Source organism: Vibrio rubrogenes, from assembly GCF_059641415.1.
In genome coordinates this window covers 256,810-272,227 of record NZ_JCARSY010000002.1, presented here as the reverse complement: position 1 = coordinate 272,227, position 15,418 = coordinate 256,810, and the positions used below count along the sequence as shown (strand labels likewise).

Annotated in this window: 13 protein-coding genes; 7 read left to right on the top strand and 6 right to left on the bottom strand. The window is 46.7% G+C overall.

Annotated elements, in window-relative coordinates:
• Nucleotides 1-154: 154 nt before the first annotated feature.
• The 3 genes from AC55NX_RS03355 to nadK form a co-directional block, all read right to left on the bottom strand.
• Complete coding sequence (locus AC55NX_RS03355) at nt 155-907, bottom strand: hypothetical protein (RefSeq protein WP_496994449.1); 753 nt, start codon at nt 905-907, stop codon at nt 155-157.
• A gap of 209 nt (nt 908-1,116) precedes the next feature.
• Nucleotides 1,117-2,784, bottom strand: a complete 1,668-nt coding sequence (recN, locus tag AC55NX_RS03350; protein ID WP_496994448.1) for a DNA repair protein RecN — start codon at nt 2,782-2,784, stop codon at nt 1,117-1,119.
• A gap of 175 nt (nt 2,785-2,959) precedes the next feature.
• The gene (nadK, locus tag AC55NX_RS03345) at nt 2,960-3,844 is read right to left on the bottom strand and encodes an NAD(+) kinase (RefSeq protein ID WP_496994447.1); all 885 of its coding nucleotides are present in this window, start codon (nt 3,842-3,844) and stop codon (nt 2,960-2,962) included.
• Between the two features lie 135 nt (nt 3,845-3,979).
• Here nadK and grpE point away from each other — a divergent pair, with 135 nt between their 5' ends.
• Nucleotides 3,980-4,591, top strand: coding sequence for a nucleotide exchange factor GrpE (gene grpE, locus AC55NX_RS03340; protein ID WP_496994446.1), 612 nt, complete (start codon nt 3,980-3,982; stop codon nt 4,589-4,591).
• A 95-nt stretch (nt 4,592-4,686) separates the two neighbouring features.
• On the opposite strand, the gene AC55NX_RS03335 is transcribed toward grpE, so the two are convergent.
• Nucleotides 4,687-6,606, bottom strand: coding sequence for a TRAP transporter permease (locus AC55NX_RS03335; protein ID WP_496994445.1), 1,920 nt, complete (start codon nt 6,604-6,606; stop codon nt 4,687-4,689).
• 93 nt (nt 6,607-6,699) lie between these two features.
• On the bottom strand, nt 6,700-7,629 hold the full coding sequence (locus AC55NX_RS03330) for a TAXI family TRAP transporter solute-binding subunit (protein WP_496994444.1): 930 nt from the start codon (nt 7,627-7,629) through the stop codon (nt 6,700-6,702).
• 466 nt (nt 7,630-8,095) lie between these two features.
• Here AC55NX_RS03330 and dnaK point away from each other — a divergent pair, with 466 nt between their 5' ends.
• The 6 genes from dnaK to AC55NX_RS03300 all read left to right on the top strand — a co-directional run bounded on the left by dnaK (nt 8,096) and on the right by AC55NX_RS03300 (nt 14,573).
• Nucleotides 8,096-10,006: a molecular chaperone DnaK gene (gene dnaK, locus AC55NX_RS03325; protein WP_496994443.1), complete on the top strand. Its 1,911-nt coding sequence runs from the start codon at nt 8,096-8,098 to the stop codon at nt 10,004-10,006.
• A 200-nt stretch (nt 10,007-10,206) separates the two neighbouring features.
• Nucleotides 10,207-11,352: a molecular chaperone DnaJ gene (dnaJ, locus tag AC55NX_RS03320; RefSeq protein WP_059120216.1), complete on the top strand. Its 1,146-nt coding sequence runs from the start codon at nt 10,207-10,209 to the stop codon at nt 11,350-11,352.
• Between the two features lie 225 nt (nt 11,353-11,577).
• Nucleotides 11,578-12,096, top strand: coding sequence for a pilus assembly FimT family protein (locus AC55NX_RS03315; protein WP_496994442.1), 519 nt, complete (start codon nt 11,578-11,580; stop codon nt 12,094-12,096).
• Nucleotides 12,090-12,746 carry a PulJ/GspJ family protein gene (locus AC55NX_RS03310; RefSeq protein ID WP_496994441.1) on the top strand — a complete coding sequence of 219 codons (657 nt, stop codon included), beginning with the start codon at nt 12,090-12,092 and terminating at the stop codon, nt 12,744-12,746. Before AC55NX_RS03315 ends, AC55NX_RS03310 begins: the two co-directional genes overlap by 7 nt.
• The gene (locus AC55NX_RS03305; protein WP_496994440.1) at nt 12,743-14,047 is read left to right on the top strand and encodes a hypothetical protein; all 1,305 of its coding nucleotides are present in this window, start codon (nt 12,743-12,745) and stop codon (nt 14,045-14,047) included. Before AC55NX_RS03310 ends, AC55NX_RS03305 begins: the two co-directional genes overlap by 4 nt.
• Nucleotides 14,037-14,573 carry a type IV pilus modification PilV family protein gene (locus AC55NX_RS03300; protein ID WP_496994439.1) on the top strand — a complete coding sequence of 179 codons (537 nt, stop codon included), beginning with the start codon at nt 14,037-14,039 and terminating at the stop codon, nt 14,571-14,573. Before AC55NX_RS03305 ends, AC55NX_RS03300 begins: the two co-directional genes overlap by 11 nt.
• Here the strand turns inward: AC55NX_RS03300 and fghA are convergent.
• On the bottom strand, nt 14,518-15,369 hold the full coding sequence (gene fghA / locus AC55NX_RS03295; RefSeq protein WP_496994438.1) for an S-formylglutathione hydrolase: 852 nt from the start codon (nt 15,367-15,369) through the stop codon (nt 14,518-14,520). The genes AC55NX_RS03300 and fghA overlap by 56 nt on opposite strands.
• Between the last annotated feature and the right edge of the window lie 49 nt (nt 15,370-15,418).

Below are 15,418 nucleotides of genomic sequence, written 5' to 3'. Positions count from 1 at the left end.
CTGAATAATATATTGCCAAAAATCTATTTAAACTATTCATGAAGAAAATATTATTAGTCTGAGGTTTAATATTTTAAATCATTCTTGATTTAGTTATGATAGATTGATAAATAGGAATTATTTATTTTGGTGAATAATACTGAATTAATTTATATTATAAAAAAGTATCAAATAGGTGGCATGTTTCCAGAAATTGCCGACTTAATTTATTGTTCTTTTTAAAGTATAAAACACCATGAGCAAGCAGTTTGAATTTACGCAAGAGTTTGTGGATTGCTAATAAGCTTTGCCAATGTTCATCGGAAACTTGTTGCTTCCAATAACATAATGCTCTTCGTTTTTGTGCGATGGTGACGCGTTCGATACGGCATAAATCCATCAGTAATAGATAAATGTCTCTTGCTTTGAGTTTCGGACTTGCATGCATGATGGACTCTTCAAAGTCAATCAGGCTGAGCTGATTATGCTGGTCGATTAATATATCGCGAAGTGCCGGGCGTCCGTGAGCAATATCCGCATTGTGTAACTTGATGAATAGAGCGATGAGTTGCATCAATATATCATCGGTGATTCGTTCAGCTTCAACTTGAGAGAGCGGCAGGCCTTGATCGGGAGTGACAAAGAAACGTTCCCCTTCCAGCGCGATCTGAGGTACCTGAAACCCAATTGAATTTAAATAAAGCAACATCGACTTTTCATGTTCAAAACGTGACCATGAATTCATCGTTGCTTTTGACTGAAGGCATGAAAATAAATTCAGCTTGCCAGCGAGCGATGATAATTTCCGAATAAAGTTCGACTTATCCTCACCGCCAATTTTTAGCCAGTAAGTTTTCTTTTGGTCAGTGATTTTAATAACACCATTAATATTTTTATCAATGTGTTTTATGCATTGTTCTCTTAACATAATATGAATGTATTATTTGTATAGTATTTGGAATGGGCAATGATGAGTTGCGGCACATTCTATCCATTTTTTTTATTAAGTTAAGATCAAATGAAGAAAAAATCAAAATAAAATATCGGGCTGAAGATAATTTCATCAAAATGCCCGATATCTATTATAAGCGGTGATATTCAGAAGGTGGATAATAAAATAAATTAATTTGAAAATGGTTATGCAGCAACGAGCAATAACTCTTTTGCATTGGCTAACGTAGTTTCAGTAATTTGACTCCCGCCAAGCAATCTTGCTAATTCTTCAATTCGTTGCTGATTGTCCAGTTTGAGCATCTGTGTTTCTGTTTTTCCGCCTTTGGTTTGTTTGGCGACAAAAAGTTGCTGATGCCCACAACCGGCAACTTGTGGTAAGTGGGTCACACACAAGACTTGGGTCGATTCACCCAATTGACGTAGCATTTTACCGACCACTGCTGCTGTCGGTCCACTGATACCGACATCGACTTCATCAAAGATCAAACTTGGGGTTTCGACTTTTTGTGCTGTAATGACCTGAATCGCCAGTGATATCCGCGATAGTTCACCGCCCGAGGCAACTTTGGTCATCGGTTGCAATGGTTGTCCCGGGTTGGTGGAAACCATAAAGTTCACCGAATCGAACCCGAGTGGAGACGGGTGTTTGTCATCATAATGAATATCCATTTGGAACTTGGCTTTTTCCATGCTCAGTTCATGCATACTCTGACTGATTAATTTATTGAGTTCTTTGGCGTAGCGCATTCTGGACTGATGCAGTTTTTCAGCGCGGTGAACAAATGACTGATACGCCTCTGCCACCATATTCTCCAGTTGTTCAAGTTTCTCATCGGAATAGTCCAGTGCGGTGATCTGCCGGAGCAGGCTTTGGTGATGCTGATAGAGATCTTCCGGGAGAACATTATGTTTACGGGCCAGTGACATAACTTTGGAATAGCGGCTTTCAATATACGCCATTTGTTCCGGATCGACTTCAATGCGATCCAGATAGTGACGGAGTTCGCTGTTTGCTTCTTCCAATTGAATCAGAGCTTCCGCAATCATTGTGGGCAACATCGCCATTTTTTCATCCAGTTCGGCTAACTGGACCAGAACCTGACTGGTTGACTGAAGTAAACCGATAGCATTGACTTCATCGCCTTCATTTAATAGCTGAATTGCATTTTGGCTCAGTGTGAGTAATTCGCCGCTGTTACTCAGACGCTTGTATTCCTGTTCCAGTTCGGGGAACTCATCTTCATCGATCGATAATTCGTTCAGTTCTTTGATTTGATATTCCAGCAACTGGAGTTGGGCCTGATTCTGCTGACTGTTTTCACGGATCTGTTTTAACTCATTACTGGCCTGACGCCAGTTTTGGTAAGCCAGCCGTGTCTTTTTCAACAAATCTGCGTGACCGGCATATTGGTCCAACATAGTAAGTTGGTGCTCACTTTTCATCAGTTGTTGATGAGCGTGCTGACCATGGATATTGACCAGTAACTGACCGAGTGATTTGAGTTGTGAAATCGGGACCGGATTACCATTGATAAATGCGCGTGAACGGCCTTCTTTGGTAATCACCCGGCGGAGAATACACTCGCTGCCGTCCAGAAGTTCATTATCTTCGAGCCACCGGGTGGCGTGCAGATTGTGATCGAGAAGAAATGCAGCACAGACTTCGGTTTTTTCTTCACCTTGACGCACCATACTGGCTTCCGCTCTGCCACCGAGGCACAGACTGAGTGCATCGATAGCAATGGACTTCCCTGCACCGGTCTCTCCGGTAATGGTGGTCATTCCTTGAGAAAGTTCTAACTGTAATGATTTTACGATTGCAAAATTATTGACACTTAAATGAGCCAGCATGTTCACACCTGTACATTTTACCAATACTGTATAAAGAAACAGTATATACTGTTTCTTTATACAGTAAAGATGTTTGGTGATTTTATTTTCACCAATATGTCAGGCAGGACAACAGGGCTGAATCGATGGCGTATTCAGCTTTGACAAGTGACAATGAATACCAGCTATCGGGGCTCTAGAACAACTTACTTGACCAACCCAGTTTGTTTCTCAGCACATGGTAGTAGCTGTAATCTTTGGGATGAATCAGATGTAACTTATTTGGGCTGCGGTAGATCAGCACTTCATCTCCGGGAGAGACGGGGAGCGAAATCTGCCCGTCACAACTGATTTCCTGTGTGCCTCTGTTATTCGGTGAGACAGAGAGTTTAATGCGGCAATCTCCATCAACCACCAAAGGGCGGGATGACAGTGTGTGTGGGAACATCGGGACAAGTGATATGGCGTTTAAGCTCGGTGACAGAATCGGACCGCCACCTGAAAGTGAATAAGCGGTTGAACCGGTCGGGGTTGAAACAATCAGGCCGTCTGAGCGCTGGGAAAAAGCGAAAGCATCGTTAATGTACACCTCGAACTCAATCATATGGGCGATTTTTCCCGGATGGAGGACGGCTTCGTTTAAGGCGGCATTATGACTTTTGATCTGCCCGTGGCGGTGAATTTCGGTTTCCAGCAGAAAGCGTTCTTCTTCAATATATTCGCCTTCGAGCACTTTTTGTAAAGCGGCCTGAAAATCTTCGGGATTTAAGTCGGTGAGAAACCCCAGGCTGCCACGGTTGACACCGATCACCCGAATTTCAAAACGGGATAATACTCTGGCTGCGCCAAGCATGTTACCGTCACCACCGACGGCAATTGCCAGATCGGCTTTTTTGCCGAGTTCAAGTAAAGATGAGAAACATTGGGGCGGAATATCGGTGAGAATATTACTCAGTCGATCATCGATAAACACTGAATATCCTTGCTCTGACAGCCACTGGTATAATTCACGATGGGTTTGTATCGCAGACTGGTCCCGTGGTTTACCGATGATGGCAATCACGCCAAAAGATTTTTTCATAATGTTTCCAATCGAATTAGGCTTGAATCAGGAATCTTCATCCCCATAATAAAGGCAAGTTATGCTTTTATGCGAATGTTTAGTGTGTTGAATGTTGATCATCAATACAAAAGATCATGGAACTCTGGAGATATCATGAGCAACGAAGAGAATAAAGTCAAAGAAGAAGAGCTGCAGCAAGAATCGGTAGCACAAGAACAGACTGAGGCTGAAGTCGTCGGTGGTGAGGCTGATATCGAGTGGAATGAAAGCGATGCCCCAGAGGATGAGCAAGACGCGAAAATTGCCCAATTGGAAGCAGCGCTACTGACCAGTGAAAGTAAGGTGAAAGAGCAGCAAGATGCGGTCTTACGTGCTCAGGCAGAGGTGGAGAATATCCGCCGTCGGAGTGAGCAGGAAATCGATAAGGCGCGCAAATTTGCCCTGAGTCGTTTTGCGGAAGAGCTACTGCCGGTTATTGATAATCTTGAGCGCGCCATTCAAGCGGCAGACGCTGAGAATGAAGTGATCAAGCCACTGCTGGAAGGGGTTGAACTGACTCATAAAACCTTTATCGGTACCATTGAAAAATTTGGTCTCAAAGAGATTAATCCTGAAGGGGAAGCGTTTAATCCGGAATTACATCAGGCGATGTCGATTCAGGAAAGCCCTGATCATGAATCAAACACAGTGATGTTTGTGATGCAAAAAGGTTATGAACTGAATGGTCGTGTGGTTCGCCCTGCGATGGTGATGGTTGCGAAATAAGCGCCTCTCCGTCATGAGGTTATCACCTCGCATCAATAAAAAGGTTGGCTTGTGCCAACCTTTTTTATGTCACTTTTTTATGTCACCGGGCGTGGCTATTGCTCGTACGATGAGGCGGGACGTTGGTTATGAGCGTCACGGCTTTTCTTCCACTCCCACATCATCATAACAGCAATGCACACTATGCTGATCAAGCGATAATTATCGACAAGAAACAGTGTTGCGGCCGCGAGTAACAGAAAAACCAACCGATAAAGCGCTGACATCGGACGGAACAGGTAGCCTTCGATCCCGCCGGCAAAGGCAAGAATTAAGGCGATACATCCGAGGATGGATTCCACAAATGCCAGCGGCGTTTCTGTCTGCGTCCAGATCAGGCCGGAAAATGCCATCATTGCTGGGATCAGGAAAAATCCCTGTGCCAGTTTGAAGGCCTGAACCGCCGAACGCATCGGTGAGGCATTGGCGATGCCGGCCCCCGCAAAAGCGGCCAGTGCAATCGGTGGTGTGACATTGGAGGTCTGAGAGAGCCAGAAGACGATCATGTGTGCGGTGAGCAGCGGCACACCGAGATCCATCAGGGCAGGCACCGCCATCACCGACAGCACGATATAAGCAGCGGTGACCGGAAGCCCCATGCCCAGAATGACGGCTGCGATGGCAATAAACAGTAGGGCAGACCAGAGGTGACCACCGGATAGTGAGGTCAGAAACTGGGTAAATTGCAGGCCGATCCCCGTCTGTCCGACCACCCCAACCACAATACCAGCGGTTGCACAGGCAATCGAGATTGGCAACGCGAGAATTGCCCCTTGTTTCATCCCTTCCAGCACGAGTCTGATACTGATTTGGGTATGCTTGCGTGTCAGCGCTGCGATGAGTATGGCTGCGCATCCGGCAATCCCGACTAAAATCGGGGAGTAACTCATAATCAGCAAGGTGGTGATGATCACCAATGGCAGCAGGAAGTGCCATCCCTGTTTCACAATACGGCCGATTTTCTCTGTTTCACTCATGCCTTGCAGATTGAGTTTACATGCCATCAGATGGACGTAAAGTAACGTACAGGCAAAATAGAGGATTGCCGGTGCAATCGAAACCAGAATGATTTCACTGTAAGGAATACCGGTAAACTGCGCCATGACAAATGCGCCAGCCCCCATGACCGGTGGCATGATTTGTCCTCCGGTTGAGGCAGCGGCCTCGATACCGGCTGCTTGTTCAGCTTTGTAACCGAGTTTTTTCATCATCGGAATGGTCAGAGAACCGGTGGTGACCGTATTGGCAATGGCCGAACCTGAGATTGACCCTAAAGCTGCAGAGGCCAGCACACTGGCTTTAGCCGGGCCGCCTTTTGATTTGCCTGCAATTGCAAATGCGGCATCGATAAAAAATTGCCCGGCTCCGCTGACTTGTAGAAAAGCCCCGAACAGGACGAAAACAAAAACGACGCCGGCTGCGATTGCCAGCGGTGCACCGAAGACACCGTTGGTGGAATAAATATGAAAGCGGACCATTTCTTCCAATGAAAACCCTTTACTGGCGATAGCGTCCGGCAGGACATTGCCGAATAATGCATAACTCAGAAATATGACCGCTACGAAAACCATGACCATACCGACCGTCCGGCGGGTTGCTTCTAAAAGCAGAAGGATCAGTAACAGCCCGGCGTATTGGTCCTCCGGCTGTAATCCGTCCAGCAGAAAACTGATATCATCATAATCAAATGGAATCACCCGGCTGGCTGCCCAGCAAGTGAGGATAATCAAAACGATATCGAGACATCGCAGTACCACATATTTAGCCGGAGAAGTGGTGTCAATGTGTGCGAAGGGAAATGCCAAAAAAACAAGGATTAAGACCCAGCTGAGATGAGTGGGTCTGAATACGGTTGCTGACAGATCGGCGGTGATGCCTTGCCATATCTGGAATACAGTCAGCAAAACTGCGATCAGGCCGGTCACGAGCGTGAGACTATTGGCAAATGTCGTGTGACGGGATAAAACCTGAGTCATAGCTAACTCCAAATGTTATTACATGAAGGCAATCAGATGACATGTTTGGTTGATGACTGTCATCTGATTGGTTGAATCATCGTGGGAATGGTTTTATTGGTGATGCTCTTGGTAGTATTTCATTGCACCGGGATGAAGCGGCACGCCTTCCAGCTTAGGCATATTATCGATGGTCATAAATTTCGTGACACCTACCGCCTGACGGATCTTGTCGATGTTTTCAAAAGCAACTTTGGTCATTTCATAAGCTAGCTTGTCATCCATTTTTTGATTGGTTACCAGAACGTTCCAAACGGCTGGCACCTCGAATGCCGGGACGTTTTTATAACTGTCAGCCGGGGCGTTGAATGCTTGATAAGATGGGTTGGCGGCTGAAATTTTCTTCAGTTCTTGCGGGGTAAACGAGAGAATCCGGATTTTGCGGGTCAGTGCCAGCTCCGTGATCGCACCGACGCCCAGACTGCCGACAATCACACCAGCATCGATTTGTCCGTTTGCCAGCGCACTTGTGGTTGCGGTGTAGTTCAGTGATTGTGCTTTCACATCGTTTTCAGTAATGCCGAGTATGTTCAGGATATTGACGGCACTCACCCGTGTCCCTGAGCCAGGGGCACCAAGTGAAATTTTCTTACCTTTCAAATCACTGATGGTATGGATATCGGAATCAGCCGGGACAATGAATTGAACGACATTCGGATACAGGGCGAAGAGAACCTGAGTCGGCATTTTTCTCGGAAATGGCTTTTCCCCTTCGTAGGCTTTCAGGGCGACATTCCCCATGGCAATACCGACCAACTGTTTTTGCGTGGCAACTTTGATGATATTTTCCACCGATGCGGCGGTGACCTCGGCGCGCATATTGAAACCAGGGATATTTTCACTCCAGATTTTAGCCAGTGTGCCGCCAAGTGGATAGTAAGTACCGCTCTGACTGCCTGTTCCTATAGTGTAGTTATCCGCAAAGGCCGGTAGCGCAATACTCAGCCCAAGAATCATCAAACCTTTCTTGACGATGTTGTACATAAGAAACTCCCTGTTTTTCTGCTGATATAAAAGGTGTATTTACATTGAGTGCGTCCATCACCATGCCGAGCATGAACAATGGGAATAAATGTGAATGTCGTGTATCAGTTTTGATATCACGATGTTGACGTCTCTGGGTATAGTGGAATTGACAAAATACTGGTTAGGTCACCAAACCGAGAGTAACTTTGTGAAGTGTGAGTAAATTGCACTTTGAAGGTCGTGATTCATTTGGGCGATTATCCGGTGTTTGAGCTGTGTTGAATCACTATCTCCGGTCAAAAAATAAGGAAATTTATATTTTTTTCATTTTTCCCCTTGAAAAGGTATTTTCTGCCCTTATCTAAGGGGCATAGAGAAGCAAACTTCGTTTGTTGAGCGGCGAGTCAGGGGTTGAAACCCGATTCTCCAACCCCATATATGGGGTACTGGCAAAACGACAATAGAATTATTCGGAGATGTCCTGATGGGTAAGATCATTGGTATTGACTTAGGTACTACAAACTCTTGTGTTGCTGTACTGGACGGTGGAAAACCTCGCGTAATTGAAAATGCTGAGGGTGAACGTACAACACCATCTGTAATTGCTTACACAGATGGCGAAACGCTTGTTGGTCAGCCAGCAAAACGTCAAGCGGTTACAAACCCTGAGAATACATTATTTGCAATTAAGCGTTTGATCGGTCGTCGTTTTGAAGACGAAGAAGTTCAACGTGATATCGAGATCATGCCTTACAAAATTGTCAAGGCTGATAACGGTGATGCATGGGTTCAGGTTAAAAATGAAAAACTGGCAGCACCACAGGTTTCTGCTGAAGTTTTGAAAAAAATGAAAAAAACCGCAGAAGACTATCTGGGTGAAGCCGTTACCGGTGCCGTAATTACCGTACCAGCGTATTTTAATGATGCGCAGCGTCAGGCAACAAAAGATGCGGGTCGTATCGCGGGTCTGGAAGTGAAACGGATCATCAACGAACCGACCGCTGCTGCGCTGGCTTATGGTCTCGACAAAGAAGGCGGTGACCGTGTTATCGCAGTATACGACTTAGGTGGTGGTACATTCGATATCTCTATCATCGAAATCGATGATGTTGAAGGCGAGAAAACATTTGAAGTACTTGCGACCAACGGTGATACACACTTAGGTGGTGAAGACTTCGATACACGCATGATCAATTACTTGGTTGATGAGTTCAAGAAAGAGCAAGGCATCAACCTGAAAAGTGATCCGTTGGCAATGCAGCGTCTGAAAGAAGCGGCTGAGAAAGCGAAGATTGAACTGTCTTCTGCACAACAGACTGACGTGAACCTGCCTTATATTACGGCAGATGCAACGGGTCCTAAGCACATGAATATCAAAGTGACTCGTGCAAAACTTGAGGCTCTGGTTGAAGATTTGGTGCAGCGTTCTCTTGAGCCAATGAAAGTTGCGCTGGCGGATGCGGATCTGTCTGTTAATGATATTACTGACGTGATTCTGGTCGGTGGTCAGACTCGTATGCCAATGGTTCAGAAGAAAGTGGCTGAATTCTTCGGTAAAGATGCACGTAAAGACGTGAACCCGGACGAAGCGGTTGCTGTTGGTGCTGCGGTTCAGGGTGGTGTGCTTGCCGGTGATGTAAAAGACGTCCTGCTGCTTGACGTGACACCACTATCGCTGGGTATCGAAACCATGGGCGGTGTGATGACCAAGCTGATTGAGAAAAACACTACGATTCCAACTAAAGCGAATCAAGTGTTCTCAACTGCAGAAGACAATCAGAGTGCTGTAACGATTCATGTGCTGCAAGGTGAACGTAAACAGGCGACATACAACAAGTCTCTGGGGCAGTTCAACCTCGAAGGCATTCAGCCTGCACCACGTGGTATGCCACAAATCGAAGTAACCTTCGACTTGGATGCGGATGGTATTTTGCACGTGTCTGCGAAAGATAAACAGACCAACAAAGAGCAGAAGATTACTATTCAAGCTTCTGGTGGTCTGAGCGACGATGAAATCGAAAAAATGGTTCAAGAAGCTGAAGCCAATAAAGAAGCGGACAAAAAGTTCGAAGAGTTGGCGACCGCTCGTAACCAAGCTGACCAAATCATCCATGCAACCCGTAAACAGGTAGACGAAGCCGGTGACGCACTGCCTGCGGAAGATAAAGCACAAATCGAAACAGCGATCAGTGAACTTGAAGCTGCAAGTAAGAGCGGTGACAAAGAAGAAATTGATGCCAAGACTCAGGCACTGATGACAGCGTCTCAAAAACTGATGGAAATTGCACAGCAGCAAGCGCAAGCGCAGCAAGCTGGTGGTACAGAGCAAGCGTCTGGTCAGGAAGATGATGTTGTTGATGCTGAATTCGAAGAAGTCAAAGACGAGAAAAAATAATCAGTGAATAGTAATTCACTGATATGACTTCAGACCTTTTCAGGTATGATACGGGCGTTTGGGGGGACTCTGACGCCCGTCTGTTTGTAATCTTGGTGTCGATTTAGGTCATGTTTCATCATTGTGTGAAATATCATCTATATCGATACATCTACCGGGCGACAAGCGTCGCTTGCAGTAATTAATTGGTGACGAAGAACATGTCAAAACGTGATTTTTACGAAATCTTAGGCGTAAGCCGTGATGCCTCTGAGCGTGATATCAAAAAGGCCTATAAACGCTTGGCGATGAAATTCCATCCTGACCGTAATCCGGGCGATGAAACTTCAGCTGATAAGTTTAAAGAAGTAAAAGAAGCGTATGAGGTGTTAACTGATCCTCAGAAAAAAGCCGCTTATGATCAGTATGGTCATGCCGCATTTGAACAAGGCGGTGGTGGTTTTGGCGGAGGCTTCGGCGGCGGTAACGCTGACTTTGGTGATATCTTTGGCGATGTGTTCGGGGATATCTTTGGCGGTGGCCGTCGCGGTGGTGGTCAGGCCCGGGCGCAGCGCGGTGCGGATCTTCGCTACAATATGGAACTCACTTTAGAAGAAGCTGTCCGCGGTTGTTCGAAAGAGATTGAAGTCCCGACCATGGTGCATTGCGATACATGTAACGGAAGTGGTGCGAAGAAAGGGACCTCTCCTGAAACATGTGGTACTTGTCACGGACATGGTCAGGTTCAGATGAGACAAGGCTTTTTTGCAGTGCAACAGACTTGTCCAACTTGTCATGGTAAGGGAAAAATCGTCAAAGATCCTTGCCGTGATTGCCATGGTCAGGGCCGCAAGCAACAACGCAAGACTCTCAATGTGAAGATTCCTGCCGGTGTGGATACGGGGGACAGAATTCGTCTTACCGGAGAAGGTGAAGCCGGTGAAATGGGCGCGCCAGCCGGTGATTTGTACGTTCAGGTTCATGTGAAAGAGCACCATATCTTTGAACGTGAAGGCAATAACCTATTCTGTGAAGTCCCGGTTAGTTTCTCGATGGCAGCACTCGGTGGCGAAGTTGAAGTGCCGACACTGGATGGGCGTGTGAATCTGAAAGTGCCGGAAGAAACGCAGACCGGCAGAATGTTCCGGATGCGCGGTAAGGGCGTGAAGAATGTCCGTGGCGGTGCCGCTGGTGATTTGATTGTACGTTTGGTTGTTGAGACACCGGTGAACCTGAGTTCGCGTCAGAAAGAATTGCTCCGAGAGTTTGAAGAATCCTGTGGCGGTGAAGCGGCAAGTAAGCACAAGCCCAAGTCGGAAGGTTTTTTCAGCGGTGTGAAGAAATTTTTTGATGATCTCACGAGCTGATAAAGACACATTGATTCAAATAAAAACCTGCTTCGGCAGGTTTTTTTATGTCCGCTCACCCGACTTGTCAGCTTGGGAGAGGAATGTCTCGGAACAAATGTGTAATTGTTATGTTTATCATGTGGTTATTTATTTGATGTCACTACGAGATAGTTGCCTCATAGCCAAATGAATTGCTTTATTTTTTTATCATAGGGGGAATGAAATTAATCGATTGGAAAAAATATGCGTACAGGATTCTCTTTGCTTGAACTTGTTGTGGTCATCGCATTACTGAGCCTTTCACTACTACTGGTTGTGCCTCAATTCTCCCAACAAATGGAAAAGGAACAGTTAAAAACGGCGGTCAGTGATGTTCAGGCATTTATATTACAAGCAAGGTCACTGGCAATCACTCACCATCAAAATCTGTGGTTACATCTGATCTCTCAGTCATCATCATCCATTGACAAAGGTGTATCACTGGATTGGCAGTTGCGGGTTATTACCTCTGAAGACCGCCACAAAGGTCAGCGTTTACTGACGCTATCCGGACAACGCTATCGGAAAATTATCATTCGTTCCGGATTCCCTCAAGATCGGTTATTTATTGATGGTCATTCCGGCAAACTCGGCAATGGCAGCATCACGCTCCTGGCCCGCAATACACCGGAACGACAAGTCAAAGTCATTACTTCTTACGGTGCGGGGCGAGTTCGCCATTGTAGCGTCGGTACTGCGATATATGGTTATCCGGCATGTTAGTGAGATCCGCACATTTCTATCATGCACAGCGAGGATTGACGCTGTTGGAAGTCCTGTTGGCCAGTGTTATCAGCAGTGTTTTAATTCTCATGGTGAGCCGGTTGATCGTGAGCGAACTCCGGGTGACTGAACACTTGAGTCGCAAAATTCAATTACATCAACAGTTACGGGCATCATTAGTCTTAATCAAACGGAGCCTGTTCATGGCTGGATTGAATGCGGCACCACAAAAGCCTGTGTTTCTGCAAGGAAGCCGGACGCTCACTGATGTCCGAAACGATACACAAGTAGGGTATGTATATCAGGGAAATCCCACTGCTGAGAACGATTTCCACCATGTTGTCTACCAGCTCACAGCAAATCAAGTCGGAGAGCGAGCCTTACGATTGTGCGAGAAGCAGCATGACCGTCGATTCACATTTGAACAAGCGGCATCTTCCGGTGAATCAGGGCCATGTTTCTCGCTTTTCGATACAGACTGGATTCGTGTTGATGAATTCCAGGTTCGCTATTCCCCCCTCCGAACCAGAACAGGAGCGCAGATCAATACAGGATGGATAGCAATACACCTGAGTTTATCTTTGGTACGAGACCCGTCGATTCATGAATCTGCTGATTTTGCATTTTTACAGCGGCATTGGTCGTTATGAAGTGGTTCTGTCTTGGTCAGTCATCGATTCGGCAACAGGGCGCTGCGACATTGTTGTTGACGACACTGATGGTCAGTCTCATGTTGATCGTGGTTGGCCGCGCGACACTGCTCAGTCGTTATCAATTAGCTGAGGTTCAGCATGAAATTGAGCGTCGCCAGTCTTTCTGGCTGGCTGAAGGTGAACTTGAGTGCCTGTGGACACAAGTCCGTTCAGTACAGGCAGGGGAAAGCTTACCTTCAGCGTGTCAGCAAATTGCGCATCAAGTCCGGTGGGCGTCTCCGCGGGATCGACAACTGACAGCGACCGTCGGCACAACGACGCTACACAAGCGCTACCGTTTGCCCTTACCGGATTCTGCCGGTGTCGTTAAGACCAGCAGTCGTTTAATGCTGATGAAACATGCCGCGTTTGCCCCGGATCTGGCTCGTTTATCCACTGAAAACGGTTGGGAATGTATTGCTTTGCGCTATAAGTATGATGTCTATGCTCCGTCGCTAACCACCTATCATCCGGACCAGTTGCCTTATCGGCTATATCAGGGGTTTCCGAGTGATTCAGGACGGTGTGCCGAGTCGTATCACTCAGTCGATTTATCAGCAAAAAGCGCGAGATCTGACTATCAGTATTCGCCAACGTTATCACCTTTTCGGGATCTGTTTGGTGTTGCGGTGCAGGATTGGTTTCAAGTGATGTCAAATCCTCAGGTTGGGCGGATCCCGGCATCACTGAATGAAGCCAGCGGTCAAATTCGCTATCAGAATGCTCTTGAGTTACCACACAGTCAGTTGAACCCGGAATGTGCTTCTCAAATTGAAGATCTCATCTGGCAGGGGAAAATGATCATCTGGGTCTATGGGGGTTGTGTGCTGTCCGATCTGGATATTCAACGGATTAATGTTGCGATTCAGGCACAATTTTCTCAGCAGGGCATTATTGTGCTGATTCAGGATGGGCTCGTCGGAATTGAAAGTCATCACCTGTTACAGGGAATGCTCTATCAATTTATTTCACCGCAACATGCGAATATGGTATTTCAAGGCTGGGCAGATACAGGATTACAGGCGGCACTGATTAAATCTTTGGCTCAAGTCCCGCAATACAACATCTCTCCGGAGCAAGTGAGTTACTTTCAACTCGGCTCTTTCTATCCGGCGGGAGGGCTGGTGTTGGATGCAGATAAACGTTTTGCTGTGGTTCAGGGACGCATTGATTTTCATTATCGACGCGATTTGATGAGCAAACCGCTCAGCCTGATTCGTCCAGCCGAGTGGCGCGGGGAAAGCTGGTATGAGCCGTAGCGGCGTGAACCGATATGATCAACGCCATTATCGGGGGAATACGTTACTCGAAGTGATGATTGCTTTGGTGATCTTGAGCATTGGTATACTGAGTGTGGGGCAGCTACAGCGTCTGACGATGTTTCAGACCCGGGATATTTTTCAGCGAACCCAAGCGTTGGACCTTGCCAGTACAACGTTGGAACGTTTACGGACGCATGGTGCACAGGGGACATATGGTGCACAGGCAAGTGGCGTGATGAAGCCAGATGAGACGGTTGATTCAATTGGTTTTGAGCAGATTGAGAGTAGCCGGCATTGTGATGCTCAGGATTATTTTTGTATCCAGATTCAGGTGAGCACACCGCTATTTCACGGTGATCTGAAGCCGGTTCGTGTGGTTGTGAGTTGGCTGGGACAAGAGGGGAAAACGCATCAAGTTACGCTTTCCACCATGATTTCACGATTCAACGAATTTGAATCGCGTATGCCTAAGAGCGCTGCCCCAACAGATATAACGCATGGAATTGCAGATGTGACTCAATGAAGCTTTGAATAAAGTAATAGCTGTGATCATAACCGGGATGAGACTGATAGGTTAGTTCACAATGTTGGTGATCTGCGACTTCGAGCAAATCCCAAGGTTTCAACTGCTCTTCCAAAAATGGATCCATTTCACCTTGATCAATCAAAATGGGAAGCGCGCAGCCTTTTTGTCTCAGTAGCTCCGTTGCATCATAGTTTTGCCACAGTGTCTGATCCTCTCCCAAATAAGCCTTCAGGGCTTTTTGTCCCCAAGGGCAGGCTACAGGATGACAAATTGGACTGAAGGCTGAAATCGCACGATAGCGCTGCGGATTTTTGATGCCGATTGTCAGCGCACCATGCCCGCCCATACTGTGTCCTGAAATAGAACGCTCAGCGGTCACTGGAAAGTTCTTCTCGATAAGCGAGGGCAGCTCATTGACGATATAACTATACATCTGGTAATGCTGGCTCCAGGGCGGTTGAGTCGCATTGAGGTAAAATCCGGCACCGAGTCCCAGATCATAGTCTCCTTGCGGATCATCCGGAACGCCTTCTCCTCTCGGGCTGGTGTCCGGTGCAACAATCGCAATACCGAGCGAGGCTGCTTTTTGGAGTGCTCCTGCTTTCTGCATGAAATTTTCATCCGTGCAGGTGAGACCGGATAACCAGTAGAGCACGGGAACCGGATGGCTGTCACTGGCATCTGGCGGCAGGTAAATTGCAAATCGCATTGTACAGTTGAGTGCATCTGAAGGGTGTGTATATTGTTTATGCCATCCACCAAATACTTTTGATTGGCTGATCTGTTCTAACATGTCGGGCTCCTTTTCCCGTCTCCGGAGCAGATGAACCAGAGACGGGCGC

What these genes read in the sequence shown, in the direction of transcription:
- nadK (WP_496994447.1), bottom strand. Translation starts at nt 3,844, where the DNA reads ATGAAAAAATCTTTTGGCGTGATTGCCATCATCGGTAAACCACGGGAC.
- AC55NX_RS03300 (WP_496994439.1), top strand. Translation starts at nt 14,037, where the DNA reads ATGAGCCGTAGCGGCGTGAACCGATATGATCAACGCCATTATCGGGGG.
- AC55NX_RS03315 (WP_496994442.1), top strand. Translation starts at nt 11,578, where the DNA reads ATGCGTACAGGATTCTCTTTGCTTGAACTTGTTGTGGTCATCGCATTA.
- AC55NX_RS03355 (WP_496994449.1), bottom strand. Translation starts at nt 907, where the DNA reads ATGTTAAGAGAACAATGCATAAAACACATTGATAAAAATATTAATGGT.
- AC55NX_RS03335 (WP_496994445.1), bottom strand. Translation starts at nt 6,606, where the DNA reads ATGACTCAGGTTTTATCCCGTCACACGACATTTGCCAATAGTCTCACG.
- dnaK (WP_496994443.1), top strand. Translation starts at nt 8,096, where the DNA reads ATGGGTAAGATCATTGGTATTGACTTAGGTACTACAAACTCTTGTGTT.
- AC55NX_RS03330 (WP_496994444.1), bottom strand. Translation starts at nt 7,629, where the DNA reads ATGTACAACATCGTCAAGAAAGGTTTGATGATTCTTGGGCTGAGTATT.
- fghA (WP_496994438.1), bottom strand. Translation starts at nt 15,369, where the DNA reads ATGTTAGAACAGATCAGCCAATCAAAAGTATTTGGTGGATGGCATAAA.
- dnaJ (WP_059120216.1), top strand. Translation starts at nt 10,207, where the DNA reads ATGTCAAAACGTGATTTTTACGAAATCTTAGGCGTAAGCCGTGATGCC.
- recN (WP_496994448.1), bottom strand. Translation starts at nt 2,784, where the DNA reads ATGCTGGCTCATTTAAGTGTCAATAATTTTGCAATCGTAAAATCATTA.
- grpE (WP_496994446.1), top strand. Translation starts at nt 3,980, where the DNA reads ATGAGCAACGAAGAGAATAAAGTCAAAGAAGAAGAGCTGCAGCAAGAA.
- AC55NX_RS03305 (WP_496994440.1), top strand. Translation starts at nt 12,743, where the DNA reads ATGAAGTGGTTCTGTCTTGGTCAGTCATCGATTCGGCAACAGGGCGCT.
- AC55NX_RS03310 (WP_496994441.1), top strand. Translation starts at nt 12,090, where the DNA reads ATGTTAGTGAGATCCGCACATTTCTATCATGCACAGCGAGGATTGACG.